Below are 14,855 nucleotides of genomic sequence, written 5' to 3' on the forward strand. Positions count from 1 at the left end.
GTCCTACAAGACGTCGGGCGACTGCACCGACACCAGGGTGGTCTGAGAGGCGCCGTCGCGCAGGCGATGGCGCAGCCACCAGACGGCACCCTTTTTCACACTGCACTCGCTGCCGTGTATGGCCAGCAGGCGCGCGATGGTCTGCCCCAGTACCGGTTGGTGACCGACCACCACGGTGACACCGCGGCCATCGGGCCATTGCACGGCCTGTAGCAGCTGCTCCACGGTGGCGTCCGGCCCGAGTTCCTCGCGCAGCTTGTACTTGCGCCCCAGCGCCATGGCGGTCTGTTCGGTGCGGCGTGACGGGCTGGCCAGGATGCGCGCGCCTTCGGGCAGTTGCCGGTCCAACCAGGCCCCCATGCGGGCTGCCTGCTTCTCGCCGCGCGAGGTCAGCGCGCGCGCAAGATCATCCCCACCCGGCTGGGCCTCATGCGCTTCCGCGTGACGCCACAGCAGCAGGTCCATCTAGCCTCCACGGAGCTCGCGTTGCGCGTAGCGCGCCATCAGGGCATCCTGTGCGCTGATGGCCGGGCGGCCGGCGGTCGGCTCCACGCGCGTGTAGTGACCGTCGGATTGCAGTTCCCAGCAACCCTGGCTGTCGCCCATGGCTGCGACCAGACATTCGTCAATGATGCGCTGGCGCAGCTTCGGATCCAGCACTGGCCAGGCCAGCTCGACCCGGCGCAGCATGTTGCGGTTCATCCAGTCGGCGCTCGATAGATAGAGTTCCTCGTTCTCGCCTTCGCGGAAATAGAAGACCCTGGCATGCTCGAGGAAACGCCCGATCAGCGAACGCACGCGGATGTTGTTCGTCTGCCCCGGCAGCTGCGCGGGCAACATGCAGGCGCCGCGCACGATCAGGTCGATCTTCACCCCCTGACGGCCCGCGGCGATGAGGGCGCGGATCAGCGCCTCGTCGGTCAGGGCATTCATCTTGGCCACCAGACGCGTCGGCTGGCCGGCTGCGGCGGCGGCCCCCAGGCTTTCGATCCTGTCCAGCAGTTTGCGATGCAGCTGGAAAGGGGCCACCCACAGGTGCCGCAGGCGCGGCAGCCGGCTCTGGCCGGCCAGGTGCACGAAGACCTGTTCGATGTCGGCCGTCAGCGCCACATCGGCCGTGAGGTGGCTGATGTCAGTGTAGAAGCGCGCCGTCACCGGGTTGTAGTTGCCGGTGGACAGATGGGCGTAGCGCCTGAAATGTCGGCCCTCACGCCGCGTAACCAGCATCATCTTGGCATGGGTCTTGAGGCCGACCACGCCATAGAGCACCTGCACGCCGATGGATTCGAGTTGCTCGGCCCAGTTGATGTTGACCTCTTCATCGAAGCGCGCCTTGAGCTCGAGCACCACGGTGACTTCCTTGCCGCGACGCACGGCCTCGCGCAGCAGGTCCATCAGCACGGAATGGGCGCCGGTGCGGTAGATGGTCTGCTTGATGGCCAGCACCTGCGGGTCGTTGATGGCTTCGCGCAGGAAATCGAGCACACCATCGAAGCTCTCAAAAGGCTGGTGGATCAGCACGTCACCGCGTCGCAGCTGCTCGAAGATCGATTGCCCGGGCACCAGTTGCGCGGGATAGGAGGGCTTATAGGGCGGGAACCGCAGGCGCGGCTCGTCCACCAGATCGACCAGCTGCCCCAGTCGTACCAGGTTCACCGGGCCGTGCACACGGTACAGCGCGCCCTCGGGCAGCTCAAACTGGCGCAGCAGGAAACCAGCCAGGTGGTCGGAACAGCCGGCTGACACCTCCAGGCGCACGGCCTGGCCATAGTGTCGATGCTGCAGGCCCTGGCGCAACGCCGTACGCAGGTTCTTGACGTCGTCCTCGTCCACCGCGAGATCCGAGTGGCGCGTGACGCGGAATTGCGAGAACTGGCTCATCTCGCGCCCAGGGAACAGTTCAGCCAGATGAGCGCGGATCACGCTGGAGAGCGAGACAAAAAGCCGCCGCTTGCCGCATAGCGCTTCGGGCATCGGGATGAGGCGTGGCAATGCGCGCGGCACCTTGACGATGGCGATGTCGTTCTCGCGCCCGAAGGCGTCGTGCCCGCCCAGGCGCACGATGAAGTTGAGCGACTTGTTGGCTACCTGCGGGAAGGGATGGGAGGGGTCCAGGCCCACGGGGATCAGCAGGGGGCGAACATCCTGCTCGAAGTACTGCTTGACCCAGCGCCGCTGCGCAGAGTTGCGCTCGCCATGCGAGATGATCTTGATGCCTTGCTTTTCGAAGGCAGGCATCAGTTCTTCGTTGTACAGGGTGTACTGGCGTTCAACCAGCTTGTGGATGGCCACCGAGAGTGCATCAAACGTGGCGGCGGTATAGATCCCCAAAGGGTCGCGGCCCTGCTTGGCGCTGAGGTGCGGCTCGGCCCGGACTTCGAAGAATTCATCCAGATTGGAAGAGACGATGCACAGGTAGCGCAGGCGTTCGAACAGGGGCACCTCCGGCCGGCAGGCCCAGTCGAAGACACGCTCGTTGAAGGCCAGGATGCTCTGGTCGCGGTCCAGCAGCGCCGGCAGGGCCGTCAGGGGATGGGTCTCGGCAGGCACACTCGAATCCAGGCTGGGAGGTAACAAGGTCATGACAAATTGTTTACAGCTTTGATGACAGTGATGTGACAGCTTCGTCCGGCAACTGCGGTACCGCCAGCGCTGGTCGTGCCAGGACCAGATGCGCCAGCGTGATCTTCATACCGTGACAGCGGTGCTCACCGGTGTCGACTGGGACTGCACAGGTGCCAGCTCACCCCAGCGCAGGATCTCGAGCCGACCATCGTGGTGTTCGACAAGGGCCGTCAGGCTCTCGACCCAGTCACCATCGTTGCAGTAGAGCAAACCGCCGATGTCGCGGATCTCGGCATGGTGGATGTGGCCGCAGACCACCCCCTGGTGGCCGCGCTTTTTTGCCTCATGCGCCACGGCCTGCTCGAAGTCGTTGATGAAGCTCACGGCCTTCTTGACCTTGAGTTTGAGATAGGCTGAAAGCGACCAGTAGGGCAGACCGAACTTGGCGCGCAAGTGGTTCAGGTAGCGGTTGAGCTTGAGCGTGAACTCGTAGAGGTTGTCGCCCACGTACGCCAGCCATTTGGCGTACTGGATCACGCCGTCGAAATAGTCCCCGTGTGTGACCCACAGGCGCTTGCCATCGGCCGTCACGTGCACGGCGTCGTCCACCACCTCGATGCCTCCGAACTGGTGACCGATGAACCCCCGCGCGAACTCATCGTGGTTGCCCGGCACGAAAACGACGCGGGTGCCCTTGCGCGCGCGGCGCAGCAGCTTCTGCACCACATCGTTGTGAGCCTGGGGCCAGTACCAGCGCCGGCGCAGCTGCCAACCATCGATGATGTCACCCACCAGGTAGAGGCTGTCGCAGGAACTGCTCTTGAGGAAGGCCAGCAAAGCTTCCGCCTGGCAGCCTGGCGTGCCCAGATGCAGGTCGGAGATGAAGACGGTGCGATAGCGCCGTGCGCCGCCCTTGTCATCATCGTGTTCGTCCTCAGGTCCCTGGCGCATCAGGGCCTGCTCCAGCCAGTTGCCACGTTGCTCAAGTGCGCTCTTCATCAGGCGCCAAAGAAATGTTTGCGATAACGCGCCGGCAGGTCGGCGATGCGCATCAGCATGGGCAGGTCGGCGCTGTTGAAGTCCGGATCCCAGGCTGGGGCGCCGAGTACCTTGGCGCCCAGCCGCAGATAGCCCTTGATCAGGGCCGGGGGCTCGACGTCCAGATCGCTGTCGAGCTCGTCGACCGGCAGCGGCAGACGCGGCCAGACCTGGTGCTCGATGGGCGCCATGTGCGTCTCGCGCACCTGGCGCCAGATGCTGGCCGCCACGTCGCCACTGACCACGCCGTTGTGCAGCATGGGGATGCTGGCGCAGCCGATCATGGTGTCGAGCTTGTTGCGCACCATGAACTCGGCCAAGGCCCCCCACAGGGCCATGATGATGCCGCCGTGGCGGAAATCCGGATGCACGCAGCTGCGGCCCAGCTCGACCATGCGCTCGCGCAGGGGCCGCAGGCGCGTGAGGTCGAATTCCAGTTCGCTGTAGGTGCTGCCTATGCGCTGCGCCTGCTCGGGTGTGAGCACACGGTAGGTGCCGATGACCTGCCGGGTTTCCTGGTCACGCACCAGCAGGTGCTCGCAGTAGTCGTCGAACAGGTCGACATCGTGTCCCGGCACCGTGGTGGACAGACGCGCACCCATCTCCCCGACAAAGATGTCGTGCCTCAGGCGCTGCGCCGCGCGGACTTCATCGAGGTGGCGCGCCCACGAAACTTCAAAACCGCCGCGCTCTTGCGCCAGGACAGACTGATCAGGGCGGTGAAGTGACCCCCGAGGCATGGCGACGGGTGACAGCGGGAAAGTGGGGCTCGGTAGTTCTTTCATTTTTCTCTCCTTGTTGTGTTTCGGTTCAGCGGATCCACTAGTAAAAAAGCCCCGGGTCAGCGGGGCAAGCAGGTGTTTCATGTGACGGCAAGACCTTCGTCCAGACGCCGCTCGACCAGGGTCGTGGTACAGCCCTCGAACCGCGTGTTGAAGAAGATGAAACGACGGTCCGGCGTGCCCACGATGCTGGACCGCGGGGTCATCCGCCCCCCGGAACGAACCAGTGCCGCCACCGCCAGCGTGCGCGCCCGCAGGCCGTCGGGCATGACCAGCCAACGCCCCTGGCGTTCCAGGATCTCGATGGCGCCATGCAGTTCACCCTGGTCCAAGAACAGGGCCAGCACGCCATGACGGGGATTGCCGTCCAGCGGCTGGAACAGCAGGCCAGCAGCGCGCTGCTCGGGGTTCAGCACCCATTGATGCAAGGTCTGGGTACGCCTGGGCTGCGACAACCCCTCGTTGCCGCGGACAGCGGGCATCCAGCCGGCGTCGCGCAGACGGCCCACCTCCATGCCCATGGCCAGGCCGGACCCGAGATCACCGGATTCGCGTGCTTTGGAGCTGCTGGCTGCGTTCATGCACGCCAGTGTGCTGAGCCTTCATGACGTCTTTATGGCCGATAAATGACATATGCATGACATCGATGACCCCGATTCGTAGGGCTTGCCATTGATTCAATATTTCAAGTATCATTGAAACATGAAGAAGGCAAAAACCACCGAAACCGAAGTCCTGCGCTCGCTGGCGGCGCTGTCCCAGGCCCAGCGCTTGCGCGCCTTCCGCGCCCTGGTGGTGGCCGGCCCCGCCGGGCTCACGCCGGGCCTGCTGGCCGTGCAGTTGGAGATCAGCCCCAGCGCCCTCTCCTTCCATCTCAAGGAACTGGTGCATGCCGGGCTGGCCAGCAGCGAGCCCGATGGCCGGCACTTGGTCTACCGCGCCAACTTCGCGCAGATGGATGGATTGCTGGCCTATCTGACCCTGCACTGCTGCCAGGGTGCCAGCTGCGAGGTCACACCGGCAGGCCGCAAGGCCTGCGCGCCCGCCCCATGAACCTCGCCGAAAGCCTCAACCTCGGGTGTGCCTGCCGCACGCTGGACGCGCAACAGTTGCGCACCGAACTCGAAACCACCCCGGCGCTCGCCGGCCTGGTGGACCGGCTCGCGCTGAGCCATCCGCATCTGTTCGCCTCCACCGTCGTTTTCCTGGACCCGCAGACGCACGAGGAGATCCGGCAGGCCGTGGCCACGATTGATCGCGTCTGCGCCCTGCCAGCCTGGCAGGAGCAAGCGCTGAAGCATGCCGATCCGCAGACGAGGCAAGACCGTGGACCGCAGGGCGTGTTCATGGGCTACGACTTCCATCTCAGCGCCGAGGGGCCCCGGCTGATCGAGATCAACACGAATGCCGGGGGCGCCTTCCTCAACGCGGCGCTGGCGCGGGCGCATCGCGCCTGCTGTGACGCCATGCCCGCCTTCATGGACCCAGACGGCGAATTGGACCGGACCGAGGCCGTGATCGTGGACATGTTCCGCAGTGAATGGCGGGCCCAGCGCGGCGAGCGCCCCTGGCGCAATGTGCTGATCGTCGACGACGAGCCCCAGGCCCAGTACCTGGCGCCCGAATTCTCCCTGGCACGCGACCTTTTTGCCACGCAGGGTCTGCACGCCGTGGTAGCCGATGCGCGTGAGCTGCAGTGGCGCGACGGTACGTTATGGCACCCGGCCCTGCCCGTAGACCAGCCGGTGGACCTGGTCTACAACCGGCTGACCGACTTTGCATTGGCCCAGCCCGAACATGCCGCCCTGCGCTCGGCCTGGGCCGCGGACGCGGTCGTGCTCACCCCGCACCCGCGCGTCTACACCGTAGCCGCAGACAAGCGGCGCCTGATCGATCTCTCCAACTCGGCCGTCCTCGAAGCGCTGGGCGTAACCCCGTCCGACCGATCGCGGCTCGCACGTGTGGTGCCGGCCACCGAGGCGGTCACCGCTGAGGGCGCCGAGGCCCTGTGGGCACGCCGGCGCAGCCTGTTCTTCAAGCCCGCCACCGGCTTCGGCGCGCGCGCAGCCTACCGTGGCGACAAGCTCACGCAACGCGTGTGGCGCGAGATCGTCGCGGGCGACTACGTGGCCCAGGCACTGGTACCGCCCAGCGAGCGCCTGGTGAGCGTCAACGGCCAGGCCCAGCGCCTCAAGCTGGACCTGCGCGCCTACGCCTACCGCGGCCAGGTGCAGTTGCTGGCGGCGCGCACCTGGTCCGGCCAGACGACGAACTTCCGCACCGAGGGCGGAGGCTTCTCGCCCGTCGTGGTACTGCCCGATTTCCTCCAACCTGACGGCTCCGCCGTTCCCATATCGTCTGACTCCGCATGAACCCGCCTGTCCTGAACGTCCTCTTCCTCTGCACACACAACTCGGCGCGCAGCATCCTGGCCGAGGCCACACTCAACCACATCGGCGGCGGCCGCTTCAAGGCGTATTCCGCCGGCAGCAGCCCGCGCGAGAACCAGCAGCCCAACCCGCTGGGCCTCAAGGCCTTGCAGGCTGTCGGCATCGACACGACCGGCCTGCGCAGCAAGAACTGGGACGAGTTCGCCGGCGCGAACGCGCCGCAGATGGATCTCATCATCACGGTCTGCGACAACGCCGCGGGTGAGGTCTGCCCCGTCTGGCCGGGCCACCCGGCCACCGCCCATTGGGGCTACGCCGATCCATCCGAAGTGCAAGGCACGGAAGAGCAGAAGCTGGAAGCCTTCCGCCAAACCCTGCTGGCCATCCGCCGCCGCCTGGATCTGTTGGTCAACCTGCCACCCGAAAAACTGGCCCGCCAGTTGATACAGGGCACGGCCCGTGATCTGTCCGGGAAAGCCTGAGATGAGTGCGCAGTGTGAAGTGACGGCCAAGCAGGCTGCTGGCGCCCCCATGAGCGCATTCGAGCGCTACCTCACGGTCTGGGTCTTCCTTTGCATCGTGGCCGGCATCACGCTGGGCCAGCGGTTACCGGAGCTCTTTCAGGCCATCGGCCGCGTGGAACTGGCCCGGGTCAATTTGCCCGTGGGCGGGCTGATCTGGGTGATGATCATCCCCATGCTGGTCAAGGTGAACTTTGGTGCGCTGCATGAGGTGCGCCAGCACGTGAAGGGCATAGGCGTCACGCTCTTCGTGAACTGGCTGGTCAAGCCCTTTTCCATGGCCCTGCTGGGCTGGTTCTTCATCCGGTATCTGTTCGCGCCGCTGTTGCCGGCCGAGCAGATCGACAGCTACATCGCTGGCCTGATCCTGCTGGCCGCCGCGCCCTGCACGGCCATGGTCTTCGTCTGGAGCCGTCTGACCGGTGGCAACCCGCTGTTCACGCTGACGCAGGTGGCCGTGAACGACAGCATCATGGTCTTCGCTTTCGCACCGCTGGTGGCCCTGTTGCTGGGCCTGTCGGCCATCACCGTGCCCTGGGATACCTTGCTGACCTCGGTGGTGCTGTACATCGTGATCCCGGTGATCCTCGCGCAGCTCCTGCGCAGGCAATTGCTGGCGCGCGGCCAGGCTGCCTTCGACGCCGCGATGCTCAGGATCGGCCCCTGGTCCATCACGGCCCTGCTGGCCACGCTGGTGCTGCTCTTCGCCTTCCAGGGCGAGGCCATCCTGAAGCAGCCCTTGGTCATCGCCCTGCTGGCCGTGCCCATCCTGATCCAGGTCTTTTTCAATTCGGCCCTGGCCTACTGGCTCAACCGAGCCGTCGGTGAAAAGCACGAGATCGCCTGCCCCTCGGCGCTGATCGGGGCCTCCAACTTCTTCGAGCTGGCCGTGGCTGCCGCCATCAGCCTGTTCGGCTTCAACTCCGGGGCTGCACTGGCCACCGTGGTCGGTGTGCTGATCGAGGTCCCGGTGATGCTGCTGGTGGTACGTATCGTGAATCAGTCCAAGGGCTGGTACGAACGCGGCAACGCCACCTGAGTCTCAGACGCGCAGAGTGGCGGCCAGACGCTCGGCGCAGCCCTGGGCCTGGGCCGCGTCACGCGCCTCCACCATCACGCGCACCAGAGGTTCGGTACCGCTGGCGCGGATCAGGACCCGACCGCTGTCGCCTAGCTCGGCTTCCACGGCTTTCGTCTCCGAGGCAAGCCGCGTGTTGGCCTTCCAGTCCTGCCCGGGCCGCAGGCGTATATTGATCAGGGTCTGCGGAAACAGCGTGACGCTGGCCAGCAGCTGGGCCATGCTCTGCCCGCTGCGCACGCAGGTCTGCAGCACCTGCAGGGCTGACACCAGGCCGTCGCCTGTGGTCTGCTTGTCCAGCGCCAGTAGATGACCCGATCCCTCGCCGCCCAGCAACCATTTGTGTTTGCTCAATTCTTCCAGCACATAGCGGTCACCGACCTTGGCACGCACGAACTGCACGCCACGCTTCTTGAGCGCCACTTCCACCGCCATATTGGTCATGAGCGTGCCCACGACGCCGGGCACATGCTCGTCACGGCCCAGCCTGTCGTCCACCATCAGGTAGAGCAGCTCGTCACCGTTGTACAGTCGGCCCGCGGCGTCGACCATCATCAGGCGATCGGCGTCGCCATCTAGCGCCACGCCGTAGTCGGCATGATGGGCTTTGACCGCTGCGACCATGGCGTCCGTGTGTGTGGCCCCGACCTCGTGGTTGATGTTGAGGCCATCGGGCGCGCAGCCTATCGCGATCACCTCGGCACCCAGTTCGTGAAAGACCTTGGGGGCGATCTGGTAGGCCGCACCATGCGCGGCATCCACGACGATCTTCAGGCCCTTGAGCGTGAGGTCTGTCGAGAAGGTGCTCTTGCAGAACTCGATGTAGCGACCGGCCGCATCGTCGAGCCGGCGCGCGCGGCCCAGGCTGGCCGAGTCCGCCCAGACCGGTGGCTCGTCCACCGCGGCTTCCACCGCCAGTTCCCAGGCGTCGGGCAACTTGCTGCCCTGGGCGCTGAAGAACTTGATACCGTTATCGGGATAGGCGTTGTGGCTGGCGCTGATGACCACGCCCAGGGACGCACGCTGGGCGCGCGTCAGGTAGGCCACACCCGGCGTGGGCAGAGGGCCGAGCAACACCACGTCGACGCCAGCAGAGTTGAACCCGGATTCCAGCGCGCTTTCCAGCATGTAACCGGAGATTCGCGTGTCCTTGCCGATCAGCACCACGGGCTTGTCCTCCGTGCGCTTTAGCACACGGCCCACGGCATGGGCGAGGCGCAACACGAAATCAGGCGTGATGGGCGACTGTCCCACCGTCCCGCGGATGCCGTCGGTGCCGAAGTATTTTCTGCTCATGGAGAGGTCCCTTGGGATTTCGTTGGAATGGACGCTATTCATTTTATAGCTGCCAGCACCTTCAGTGCCTGCGCGGTTTCCCGCACATCGTGCACACGCACAATGGCCGCGCCCCGCTCCACCGCCAGCAGCGCCGCTGCCACGCTGGGCGCCATGCGCTCGTGCTGGCCTTCCGGTACTACGCTGCCTGGCGGCGGGGCGGCCACAGCACCCAATGAAGACTTGCGTGACCAACCGGCCAGCACAGGATAACCAGCCACCAGCAACTCGCGCTGACGGGCCAGCAGGGAAAAATTCTGTGCCACCGTCTTGCCGAACCCGATGCCGGGATCGATCACGACGCGCTCCCTGGCCACTCCGAGTGACTGCAGCTCCTGTGCCGCCTGCTGCAGAAAGGCCAGCACGGGCGGCAGGACCTCGCCCTCCATGGGGCGGATCTGCATGGTGCGCGGCTCGCCATGCATGTGCATAAGGCAGACGCCGCAATTCGGATGATGGGCCACGACTAGCCGGGCGTCGAGCGCACCGGTAGCGTCCTGCCAGCGCAGGGCCCAGATATCGTTGACGATATCGGCGCCCAGGTCCAGCACGGCCTGCATGACTTGCGGTTTGTAGGTATCCACCGAGAGCGGAACACCCAGCTTGAGCGCCTCGCGCAGCACCGGCAGCAGGCGCGCCAGCTCTTCGTCCTGCGGTACCTGCACAGCGCCTGGCCGGGTCGACTCGCCGCCGAGGTCCAGGATGTCGGCGCCGTCCTTGAGCAACTGCTCGCAATGCGCCAGCGCGGAACGCGTGTCGGAATGGCTGCCCCCGTCCGAGAAGGAATCTGGCGTGATGTTGACGATGCCCATGACCTGCGGCCTGGACAGGTCGATGGCGTAACGGGTGGTTTGCCAGATCATGGGCATCACTGTAATTGCCGGTCAAAGCAAAACGGGGCAGCAAGCCCCGTTTTTTTACATCAACTCGACACTCAGGCCGCGGTAGGCGAAGGATCGGTTTTCACAGCCGGTGTGCCGCCAGCATCGCCGCCGCCGGAGTTCGGCGTGCGCGGGGTCCAGTCCTTCGGGGGACGGGGCTCCTTGCCGGCCATGATGTCGTCGAGCTGTTCGCCATCGATGGTTTCCCATTCGAGCAGGGCCTTGGCCATGGCGTGCATCTTGTCGGAGTTGTCCTCGATCAGCTTGCGCGCCTGGGCGTACTGCTGGTCGATGATACGACGCACCTCGGCATCGACCTTCTGCATGGTCTGCTCGCTGATGCTGGTGGTCTTGGTCACCGAACGGCCCAGGAAAACCTCACCTTCGTTCTCAGCATAGACCATGGGGCCCAACGCATCGGTCATGCCGTAGCGCATGACCATGTCGCGCGCGATGTGGGTGGCGCGCTCGAAGTCGTTGGAGGCCCCGGTGGTCATCTGGTTCATGAACACTTCTTCGGCAATACGGCCGCCGAAGAGCATGCTGATCTGGTTCAGCATGTACTCACGGTCGTAGCTGTAGCGGTCCTTCTCGGGCAGGCTCATGGTCACGCCCAGGGCACGACCGCGCGGAATGATGGTGACCTTGTGCACCGGATCGCATTTGGGCAGCATCTTGCCAATCAGGGCGTGGCCGGACTCGTGGTAGGCCGTGTTGCGACGCTCTTCCTCGGGCATGACCATGCTCTTGCGCTCGGGGCCCATGAGGATCTTGTCCTTGGCCTTCTCGAAGTCCTGCATCTCGACAACGCGCGCGTTGCGGCGTGCGGCCATCAGCGCGGCCTCGTTGCAAAGGTTGGCCAGGTCGGCGCCGGACATGCCGGGCGTGCCACGGGCGATGATGGCCGGGGCCACGTCCTGGCCGATCGGGATCTTGCGCATGTGCACGTTGAGGATCTGCTCGCGACCGCGGATGTCGGGCAGCGTGACATAGACCTGGCGGTCGAAACGGCCCGGGCGCAGCAGGGCGGCGTCCAGGATGTCGGGGCGGTTGGTGGCAGCCACCACGATCACGCCCAGGTTGGTCTCGAAACCGTCCATCTCGACCAGCATCTGGTTGAGGGTCTGTTCGCGCTCGTCGTTGCCGCCGCCCAGGCCGGCGCCACGCTGGCGGCCAACGGCGTCGATTTCGTCGATGAAGATGATGCAGGGTGCGTTTTTCTTGGCGTTTTCGAACATGTCGCGCACGCGGGCCGCGCCCACGCCGACGAACATTTCAACGAAATCGGAACCCGAGATGCTGAAGAAGGGCACCTTGGCCTCGCCGGCAATGCCCTTGGCGAGCAGGGTCTTGCCGGTACCAGGGGGGCCGACCAGCAGCAGCCCACGCGGAATGCGGCCACCGAGCTTCTGGAATTTCTGCGGATCCTTGAGGAAGTCCACGACTTCCTTGACCTCTTCCTTGGCCTCGTCGCAACCTGCGACATCGGCAAAGGTGACTTGGTTGTTGTTCTCGTCGAGCATGCGCGCCTTGCTCTTGCCGAAGCTGAAGGCGCCACCCTTGCCGCCACCTTGCATCTGGCGCATGAAATAGATCCAGACGCCGATCAGCAGCAGCATGGGGCCCCAGCTGACCAGCAGGGTCATGAGCAGGGAGCTCTCTTCGCGCTGCTTGACGTCGAACTTCACGCCTGCGGTACGCAGATCACCGATCAGGCCGCGGTCCAGGTAGGTGGCGGTAGTACGCACCTTGCGGTCGTCTGTCGTGGTGGCCACGATCTCGTTGCCGCCAGGGCCTTCCTGGATGATGGCGCTCTTGATCCGCCCGCTTTGGACTTCGTCCAGAAATTCGGAATAACCCAGCGTGCCGGTCGCGGCGCCACTGCGGGTGTCGAACTGCTTGAACACCGTAAAGAGTACAAGCGCGATCACCAGCCAGACGGCGACTTTAGAAAACCACTGATTATTCAAGTGCAGCTCCAATAGGGATGCCAGGGAAAAACATAGCTTGTAGCCATTTTAGGCGTTTCAAGCCTGGGGGCCATTGATTTTCTCGGCTACAGCCATGGGTTCTGCATGGGATTTACGGCCGATTTCACGCCTATCCGTCGCCCATCTCGCCGGCCATTGCGCCAGATCAGCCGGTCGGCTGCTGTTTCAAACCCACACCGACCAGAAAGGTTTCGGACGAACGGTCACGCGAGGCCTTGGGTTTGATGGGTTTGACGGTCTGGAAACTGGCCCGGAAGTGCTGGACAATCTCCTCGTAGCCGCGTCCATGGAACACCTTGGCCACCAGGGCGCCCGAAGGCTTGAGATGGTGCTGGCAGAAGTCGATGGCCAGCTCGATCAGATGTTCCATCCGGGCCGCGTCGACCGAGGACAGACCCGAGAGGTTGGGCGCCATGTCCGAGACCACCACGTCGGCCTGGCGGCCCTGCAGCAGCGCTTCCAACCGAGCCAGCACCTCGGGCTCGCCAAAGTCGCCCTGAATGTACTGCACCCCCTCGATAGGTTCCATGGGCAACAGATCCAGGCCGATGATGGTGCCCTTGAGCTCGCCAACGGCCGCTCCGCCGGGGGCCATGCGTCGGCGCAGGTACTGGCTCCAGGCGCCAGGCGCACAGCCCAGGTCCACCACCACCTGGCCTGGTTTGACCAGGCGCAGGGTTTCGTCGATTTCCTTGAGCTTGTAGGCCGCCCGCGCCCGATACCCCTCCTTCTGCGCCAGCTTGACGTAGGTATCGTTGACGTGGTCATTGAGCCAGGCCTTGTTGACCTTCTTGCTCTTGGTGTTGACTTTCATTTTCTCTTTCAAGTACAACTGGCGCCAACCAGCTGCTAACAAGGGATAATACCTAGATGCCTGCTATACAACTGACTCCCGCTGAGCGCAAGGAATTCCGTGCCGAAGCCCATCACCTCGACCCCGTTGTGATGATCGGCAACGACGGCCTGACGGCCGCCGTCAAGAAGGAAACCGACTCCGCCCTCAAGGCCCACGGCCTGATCAAGGTGCGGGTCTTCTCGGACGACCGCACCGCCCGCGAAACCATCTTCCAGACCCTGGCCGAGGAGCTCAGCGCAGCCCCCATCCAACACATCGGCAAGCTGCTGGTGCTCTGGCGCCCCAAGCCGGAGAAAGAACGCACTGAAGACGAGGACCGCATGCCCGGCCCGCGCGACGTCAAGGTGCTCAAATTCAGCAAACGCGGCGGTCAGCGCCCGGAAGTCCAGGTCCTGCGCGTGCTGGGCAACCAGCGTCTGACGCCCGGCGGCAAGGTCAAGCGGGCCAAGCCCAAACAGACCAGCATCAAGAAGCGCAGTCAGACCTGACGCTTGCCCACCCGCCAGAAGGTGCTGGCGGCACAAATCCACTGCAGCAGGTACATCCCGCTGCCCACCCGGTGCCATAACGCCAAGTTCTCCCGCGCCACGATACGCGGCGCCACCGCGAACTCCACCAGCAGGGATAGCAGCAGGCCACCCACGATGAACAGTTGTGCGGCCTGTCCGGCGTTCGCCCCCTCTTCCCCCGGCGATCTGCTCTGAAAGAGCAGGAGCGGCGTGGCGCAGACCACCGAAACCCAGGTCTGGGCACTGAAGAGCTTCGCCGCCATGGCACCGGCCACGGCCGGACTGGGCAGGTGCACGAACAGCAGAGGCACCACCAGGAAACCGACGGTCGTCAGGCTACCCCACCAGAGAGCGGCGGCCCACAAGGAAAGTTGTTGACGCATCATCAGGCGCATGCGCCGGACTCCATAACGCTCAGCGGTAGCTGACACCCACGATCTCGTAGCGCTTGACGCCGCCCGGCGCCTGCACTTCGGCCGTGTCGCCCTCCTCCTTGCCGATCAGGGCACGGGCGATGGGGCTGCCGACGTTGATCAGGCCCAGCTTGAGGTCGGCCTCGTCCTCGCCAACGATCTGATAGGTCACCGCGTCGCCGGTGGATTCATCCTCCAGCTCAACGGTGGCACCGAACACCACCTTGCCGCCAGCGTCGATGGAGCTCGGGTCGATGACCTGGGAGGCCGAGAGCTTGCTCTCGATCTCCTGGATACGCCCCTCGATAAAACCCTGGCGATCCTTGGCGGCATCGTATTCGGCATTTTCGCTCAGGTCGCCCTGGGCGCGCGCTTCGGCAATGGCATTGATCACCCCAGGGCGATCCACCGTCTTGAGACGGTGCAATTCGGCCTTGAGCTTTTCAGCGCCGCGGGTCGTGATCGGAATGGTGGCCATGTCTCTGAAGTTATTAAG

General features: G+C 64.7%; 16 protein-coding genes. 5 read left to right on the forward strand and 11 right to left on the reverse strand.

Going from position 1 to position 14,855, the window contains the following annotated elements:
• Nucleotides 1-3: 3 nt before the first annotated feature.
• The 5 genes from AC07NT_RS08685 to AC07NT_RS08705 form a co-directional block, all read right to left on the reverse strand.
• Nucleotides 4-465: a SixA phosphatase family protein gene (locus tag AC07NT_RS08685; RefSeq protein WP_498596855.1), complete on the reverse strand. Its 462-nt coding sequence runs from the start codon at nucleotides 463-465 to the stop codon at nucleotides 4-6.
• Complete coding sequence (ppk1, locus tag AC07NT_RS08690; RefSeq protein WP_498596854.1) at nucleotides 466-2,583, reverse strand: polyphosphate kinase 1; 2,118 nt, start codon at nucleotides 2,581-2,583, stop codon at nucleotides 466-468.
• A gap of 105 nt (nucleotides 2,584-2,688) precedes the next feature.
• Nucleotides 2,689-3,516: a UDP-2,3-diacylglucosamine diphosphatase gene (locus AC07NT_RS08695; protein ID WP_498598477.1), complete on the reverse strand. Its 828-nt coding sequence runs from the start codon at nucleotides 3,514-3,516 to the stop codon at nucleotides 2,689-2,691.
• Between the two features lie 47 nt (nucleotides 3,517-3,563).
• Nucleotides 3,564-4,388 (reverse strand): GNAT family N-acetyltransferase, encoded by an 825-nt coding sequence (locus tag AC07NT_RS08700; protein WP_498596853.1) that lies wholly within the window; start codon nucleotides 4,386-4,388, stop codon nucleotides 3,564-3,566.
• 77 nt (nucleotides 4,389-4,465) lie between these two features.
• Nucleotides 4,466-4,966: a hypothetical protein gene (locus tag AC07NT_RS08705; protein ID WP_498596852.1), complete on the reverse strand. Its 501-nt coding sequence runs from the start codon at nucleotides 4,964-4,966 to the stop codon at nucleotides 4,466-4,468.
• Nucleotides 4,967-5,087: 121 nt separating this feature from the next.
• Here AC07NT_RS08705 and AC07NT_RS08710 point away from each other — a divergent pair, with 121 nt between their 5' ends.
• Genes AC07NT_RS08710 through arsB form a run of 4 tightly spaced genes read left to right on the forward strand, consistent with a single transcriptional unit; the run spans nucleotide 5,088 to nucleotide 8,335 of the window.
• Nucleotides 5,088-5,438, forward strand: coding sequence for an ArsR/SmtB family transcription factor (locus tag AC07NT_RS08710; protein ID WP_498596851.1), 351 nt, complete (start codon nucleotides 5,088-5,090; stop codon nucleotides 5,436-5,438).
• A complete protein-coding gene (locus tag AC07NT_RS08715) occupies nucleotides 5,435-6,757 on the forward strand; it encodes a hypothetical protein (RefSeq protein WP_498596850.1) in 1,323 nt (440 codons plus the stop codon). The genes AC07NT_RS08710 and AC07NT_RS08715 overlap by 4 nt, the downstream gene beginning before the upstream one ends.
• Nucleotides 6,754-7,257, forward strand: coding sequence for an arsenate reductase ArsC (locus AC07NT_RS08720; protein WP_498596849.1), 504 nt, complete (start codon nucleotides 6,754-6,756; stop codon nucleotides 7,255-7,257). Before AC07NT_RS08715 ends, AC07NT_RS08720 begins: the two co-directional genes overlap by 4 nt.
• A 1-nt stretch (nucleotide 7,258) precedes the next feature.
• The gene (gene arsB, locus AC07NT_RS08725) at nucleotides 7,259-8,335 is read left to right on the forward strand and encodes an ACR3 family arsenite efflux transporter (RefSeq protein ID WP_498596848.1); all 1,077 of its coding nucleotides are present in this window, start codon (nucleotides 7,259-7,261) and stop codon (nucleotides 8,333-8,335) included.
• 3 nt (nucleotides 8,336-8,338) lie between these two features.
• On the opposite strand, the gene glmM is transcribed toward arsB, so the two are convergent.
• The 4 genes from glmM to AC07NT_RS08745 form a co-directional block, all read right to left on the reverse strand.
• Entirely contained in the window at nucleotides 8,339-9,670 is a 1,332-nt protein-coding gene (gene glmM / locus AC07NT_RS08730; RefSeq protein WP_498596847.1) for a phosphoglucosamine mutase, read from the reverse strand.
• A gap of 38 nt (nucleotides 9,671-9,708) precedes the next feature.
• Entirely contained in the window at nucleotides 9,709-10,572 is an 864-nt protein-coding gene (folP, locus tag AC07NT_RS08735) for a dihydropteroate synthase (RefSeq protein ID WP_498596846.1), read from the reverse strand.
• Nucleotides 10,573-10,643: 71 nt separating this feature from the next.
• The gene (ftsH, locus tag AC07NT_RS08740; RefSeq protein WP_498596845.1) at nucleotides 10,644-12,560 is read right to left on the reverse strand and encodes an ATP-dependent zinc metalloprotease FtsH; all 1,917 of its coding nucleotides are present in this window, start codon (nucleotides 12,558-12,560) and stop codon (nucleotides 10,644-10,646) included.
• Between the two features lie 166 nt (nucleotides 12,561-12,726).
• Entirely contained in the window at nucleotides 12,727-13,395 is a 669-nt protein-coding gene (locus tag AC07NT_RS08745; RefSeq protein ID WP_498596844.1) for an RlmE family RNA methyltransferase, read from the reverse strand.
• Between the two features lie 56 nt (nucleotides 13,396-13,451).
• Here AC07NT_RS08745 and AC07NT_RS08750 point away from each other — a divergent pair, with 56 nt between their 5' ends.
• Entirely contained in the window at nucleotides 13,452-13,925 is a 474-nt protein-coding gene (locus AC07NT_RS08750) for a YhbY family RNA-binding protein (RefSeq protein ID WP_498596843.1), read from the forward strand.
• On the opposite strand, the gene AC07NT_RS08755 is transcribed toward AC07NT_RS08750, so the two are convergent.
• Both AC07NT_RS08755 and greA read right to left on the reverse strand, forming a co-directional pair.
• Nucleotides 13,916-14,329 (reverse strand): DUF4149 domain-containing protein, encoded by a 414-nt coding sequence (locus AC07NT_RS08755; RefSeq protein WP_498612058.1) that lies wholly within the window; start codon nucleotides 14,327-14,329, stop codon nucleotides 13,916-13,918. The two genes, AC07NT_RS08750 and AC07NT_RS08755, sit on opposite strands and share 10 nt — an antisense overlap.
• Before the next feature lie 31 nt (nucleotides 14,330-14,360).
• The gene (gene greA / locus AC07NT_RS08760) at nucleotides 14,361-14,837 is read right to left on the reverse strand and encodes a transcription elongation factor GreA (protein ID WP_498596842.1); all 477 of its coding nucleotides are present in this window, start codon (nucleotides 14,835-14,837) and stop codon (nucleotides 14,361-14,363) included.
• Between the last annotated feature and the right edge of the window lie 18 nt (nucleotides 14,838-14,855).

The organism is Hylemonella sp. GW821-FHT10B10 (assembly GCF_059415585.1).

Bases quoted from the DNA above. Each gene is read 5' to 3' on its own strand.
- AC07NT_RS08685 (WP_498596855.1), bottom strand. From the start codon at position 465: ATGGACCTGCTGCTGTGGCGTCACGCGGAAGCGCATGAGGCCCAGCCG.
- ppk1 (WP_498596854.1), bottom strand. From the start codon at position 2,583: ATGACCTTGTTACCTCCCAGCCTGGATTCGAGTGTGCCTGCCGAGACC.
- AC07NT_RS08695 (WP_498598477.1), bottom strand. From the start codon at position 3,516: ATGCGCCAGGGACCTGAGGACGAACACGATGATGACAAGGGCGGCGCA.
- AC07NT_RS08700 (WP_498596853.1), bottom strand. From the start codon at position 4,388: ATGAAAGAACTACCGAGCCCCACTTTCCCGCTGTCACCCGTCGCCATG.
- AC07NT_RS08705 (WP_498596852.1), bottom strand. From the start codon at position 4,966: ATGAACGCAGCCAGCAGCTCCAAAGCACGCGAATCCGGTGATCTCGGG.
- AC07NT_RS08710 (WP_498596851.1), top strand. From the start codon at position 5,088: ATGAAGAAGGCAAAAACCACCGAAACCGAAGTCCTGCGCTCGCTGGCG.
- AC07NT_RS08715 (WP_498596850.1), top strand. From the start codon at position 5,435: ATGAACCTCGCCGAAAGCCTCAACCTCGGGTGTGCCTGCCGCACGCTG.
- AC07NT_RS08720 (WP_498596849.1), top strand. From the start codon at position 6,754: ATGAACCCGCCTGTCCTGAACGTCCTCTTCCTCTGCACACACAACTCG.
- arsB (WP_498596848.1), top strand. From the start codon at position 7,259: ATGAGTGCGCAGTGTGAAGTGACGGCCAAGCAGGCTGCTGGCGCCCCC.
- glmM (WP_498596847.1), bottom strand. From the start codon at position 9,670: ATGAGCAGAAAATACTTCGGCACCGACGGCATCCGCGGGACGGTGGGA.
- folP (WP_498596846.1), bottom strand. From the start codon at position 10,572: ATGATCTGGCAAACCACCCGTTACGCCATCGACCTGTCCAGGCCGCAG.
- AC07NT_RS08745 (WP_498596844.1), bottom strand. From the start codon at position 13,395: ATGAAAGTCAACACCAAGAGCAAGAAGGTCAACAAGGCCTGGCTCAAT.
- AC07NT_RS08750 (WP_498596843.1), top strand. From the start codon at position 13,452: ATGCCTGCTATACAACTGACTCCCGCTGAGCGCAAGGAATTCCGTGCC.
- AC07NT_RS08755 (WP_498612058.1), bottom strand. From the start codon at position 14,329: ATGCGTCAACAACTTTCCTTGTGGGCCGCCGCTCTCTGGTGGGGTAGC.
- greA (WP_498596842.1), bottom strand. From the start codon at position 14,837: ATGGCCACCATTCCGATCACGACCCGCGGCGCTGAAAAGCTCAAGGCC.